Here is a 3,938-nt window from a genome sequence, read left to right as displayed (position 1 = left end):
AGAAACTGTATTTGTTGTAACTACCATCATTACTTAACTCCACCACATCCGAATACCCGACGTGACTGCCCATGGCATTAACGCATCCTGGTAAAACCGATTGAGATGAAAACAATGATTTGGAATAAATAATTCCGTTATCATTAAAAGCTTTCCTGCTATAGTCGGAAAAGTAATATTGGGCCTTTCCACCAAGTACGCCGCTGGAATGCAATGTGCTGGCTTTATCCGGGCTCGTGAAATCAGAAACATAAAAATATCTCTTTTCTTTACGGGGCAGCGGGCTTTCAGGATCATAACTCAAGATCTTTTTAATCCGGAGTCCTCCCGCGAGCATTGAAGAAGCTAAAGTTGTTGGCGACAAGCTCCTCCATTCGCTCAACTCTTTGCCGTAACTATGAGGCTCGTACGTAAATTCAGTTATTCCTCCCGTAGAATAGCCGATTTTGTTAAGTGTTCCTGCATACAAATATGCTGCTACAGGATTACGGAAGTTGTAATAGGTATTGTAATAATTATTTTGATCGCTGATGTCAGCATAGGTGCCGTTATAAAATCCCCAGTGATCTACCCTGTTGGATAAATAGCCTGGTAGTTGGACCGACTGATCATATGCGAAAGTGTACGGAGGTTTAGCAGACAGGTCGCCACCTTGTTCTGTCAAAGTCTGAAGCGTAAGCCTTTGAGAACTACTGTTAGCATAACCTAAATTAAACACTTTAATAAGGGTTCCGTCCAGTTTCTCCACTTTAATACGGTCCAGTTTTTTCCATTGCAGCCTGTTTAACACCTCAGGGTAGGTGCTTAATTCATTGTGTTCCAACACAGGAAGAAAGCTAGAACCGAACATCCCCCCATTTTGAGACCATAGGGAATATTTATAATCATAAACTATCTGATCGTATCTCAGCTCTGTACTTGTCGAGCGATCAAATTTCACTAAGGTATGAATTCCGTTTATCTGCTTTAAATATACTGGCGCTACAAGCTTTCCGTCATAACTATGGTATACTTGACTATAACTCCAGCTATTACAGGCTGGCTGCGGATTAAAAATCCCCCCGGAATTCTTAGTCCTGGTACCCAAATCATTCATGATGGATATATACATCTGATTAATATAGTCACCCCTTTCATAGCTTAGTGTGATCTCCTCTCCTTTTGGAGATAAAATTTTTGTCAGGAACCAGCTGTCTGCTTTCCATTCTTCGGTTGGCTGCGAAAAAAAACCAATACTATATTCAATTGCATTAGTGTTGCCTCCAAAAAAGTATTTCGTTCCGTCCTCAGTAGTTATGGTAAACCCTCCGAAAGCCTGGGACATACCGTAGTCCATCATCCTTGTTCCGTTAGGTGCAGCAAAAGGAATATTTAAGAAAGGTCCATTAAGACTGATAGAAAGAGGTCTGTCACATTTTACTTTCCAGACTCCGTCAGGATTTAGGTAGAAACTCCCGGAATAATCACCAAAGGTGAAAGAAAACTCGTCAGGTTCTGTATCCTTCAACATACTGGTGGTTCGGGCAATACTTTGCATATAACTAGTTTGATTCCAATTCGGTGTATTTAAGATAGTTCTGTTATAATAGTATCCTAAGTTGGCTGATTCGATACCATAATTTGGATTACTATAATCATCCGGAGCATCTTTCACAACTCTGGAAACCACACCTCCGGTATTCAATGTCCAGCCACTGCCTACCCAACCCGGATGCATATCCGGACGGACACCAGATGCGTGATAACTAAGAGTAATCGGAACAGAAAGATCACGCTGAGCAAGAGTGTGCAGTGGGATTTCAATCTTGGGAACACCAGTGAAATGACCCACCGGAATCTTTCCATATATTCCAAGGCTGGCCGCGTTTGGACTTTGAACATTTAGAGGAGAAAGGGGTATTTGTGCTCTGGAAGGATCACTCAGCAATACACCGAAAAGAATGATAGACAGATAAGCAAATGCTTTCATTTTCATGATGAAATATTTATACAAAAGGTTAGAATTCATGTCCGGTCTGTTAATCTCACCTTCTAGAAACGCATCTGAATAATGAGCACATGTAAATTGCTCAAACATATACTACGAAACTGCAGCCAGAATGCAGTGTAGAATTTAATTGTAAAAAATACGTTACAATACTTGTATGAACAAGGTAATACACGCGGATATCTTCTGACATCTCGTAGAGAAATAACATACTCGCTAATGCTGAGTCGCCCACATCTTTGATAAGTTAGAACGCGCCTAAGCGGTCTCATTTTTTCTAGACAATAAGGACACTTACTCTAGGCTCATAAAAGCATCGAAATTGATCTTGACATTACTTCCTCTTAATGGATCATAGCTAGGTAAGTATTCAATGTAGCCGAACGCCGACATTTCTTGAGCGCACTTGTGATAGGTAGCTGTAGATCTTATTTTAGCAAGTTTCATAATGATCTTTCTGGAGATTTGAAATGGCACTTGATATTCGTTTCGTTTCCAGCAGCAAACTAAAGCGACCAAAAAGCTTACATGCGTGCTGGTAAGCCTCTCATCCTTTTCACTTGCTTCGATGAAAATCAGAAGCTGGTCAATTCCGCTCATGCCTCGACCTTTCCTTCTAACATCCGGTCTATATTATCCTTCCTGTAATAAAAAATACTGCCGACCTTCGTGTACTTCAGCGTCCCGCTAACACGTAATGCCTGCAGAGTATTAGGAGAAATATGAAGTAAATTCCTGACCTGGTTGCTTCGCAACCACTTATTTGCAGATTCTTCTCTTTTTCCGACAAGTGTTTTAATTTCCTTCAGCAATTCCTGTTTGAATATCTGAAGATCCTCCTTCGTTATTATCTCTGTTGCCATATCGCTTGGTTTACAACAAAAATGGTAACCGGTGTTTATCAGACTTGACAAGCATTTGGGTAGTACCGAAAGATAAAGCTACGAGCACATCAGAGACATACATGCCCGTGGACAAAAAAAGCCGCTTTTTATTCCTTTGCAGGGTCCCCGCCAATGATCTGCTCGTCGGATATAAACTTGTTCTTTTCAAGCCGCTTCCTGAGTCTGGCCATATCTTCATTCACCTTGATGCCGGTGACCTTTGCATAATGCATGGTCTGTCGCAAGCTCTTATGCCCCATCATCTCTTTGATGGACTCCATAGGAACATTATTGGCTAAGGTAACGGTGGTACCGAATGTATGCCTGGCCATATGGGTTTTCAGCTCCTTATTGATATTACACAGATGGCCAATTTCCTTTAAATAAGCATTATATTTTTGATTGCTTAAAACCGGCAGTAACTGGTCTTTGACCATACATTGCTCGTCATATTCATACTTGGCCAGAATTCTTTTGGTGATGGGCAGCAATGGTATAATAGAGGGTGTTCCGGTTTTCTGCCTTCCTTTGTAAATCCTTAACTCTCCGTCGACTCCCAGATCAACTTCAGATTTCTTTAACTGCTTGACGTCTGCGAATGCAAGGCCGGTAAAACAGCAGAAGATGAACACATCCCGTACCTGACAAAGTCGTTTATTGGTGATTTCTTTATCCGCTATTGCCTGTATCTCTTCCTTAACCAGGAACACCGGTTGCACTTCCTCCCGTGTCTCATCAAATTTCGCAAAGGGGTCCGACTTCAGCCAGCCATTATCGATGCAACCAATGATGAGCTTTTTCATGTTGGCGATATTTTTCAGGGAACTGTTATGCCCGAGTCCCTTTACCGTTCTGAACCAGTTGTAAAGTCTCTTGACGAACACGAGGTCAAGGGAGACAATATTAATCTCCCTGACGTTATACTGCGTTTGAAGGAAGACGGACAGGTGGCGATAGGTTGTATTGAAATTGGTCCAGGTGCCTTTGGCTACGCCTTTTCCAATCATCGCTTTCATGTCATCGTTATGGGCTTTGAATAGCGACATCAGTTCCCTCTTTCTTTGCTC

The 3,938-nt window shown here is 41.7% G+C and carries 3 protein-coding genes; all 3 read right to left on the bottom strand.

Annotated features, from left to right (window positions below):
• Positions 1–2,008, bottom strand: a 2,008-nt coding sequence (locus ACKI5J_RS14660) for a hypothetical protein (RefSeq protein WP_407430232.1), incomplete at its 3' end; no start/stop codon positions are given.
• Between the two features lie 575 nt (positions 2,009–2,583).
• On the bottom strand, positions 2,584–2,850 hold the full coding sequence (locus ACKI5J_RS14655; RefSeq protein WP_407430231.1) for a helix-turn-helix domain-containing protein: 267 nt from the start codon (positions 2,848–2,850) through the stop codon (positions 2,584–2,586).
• Between the two features lie 128 nt (positions 2,851–2,978).
• Positions 2,979–3,938 (bottom strand): site-specific integrase (locus tag ACKI5J_RS14650; protein ID WP_407430230.1); only part of this gene is annotated, 960 nt, incomplete at its 5' end.

It is taken from the genome of Arcticibacter sp. (assembly GCF_045629565.1).
GTDB lineage: Bacteria > Bacteroidota > Bacteroidia > Sphingobacteriales > Sphingobacteriaceae > Arcticibacter.
This window is presented reverse-complemented; position numbering and strand designations above follow the sequence as displayed.

Excerpts from the sequence above, each read along its gene's own strand:
- ACKI5J_RS14655 (WP_407430231.1), bottom strand. The coding sequence starts at position 2,850 with ATGGCAACAGAGATAATAACGAAGGAGGATCTTCAGATATTCAAACAG.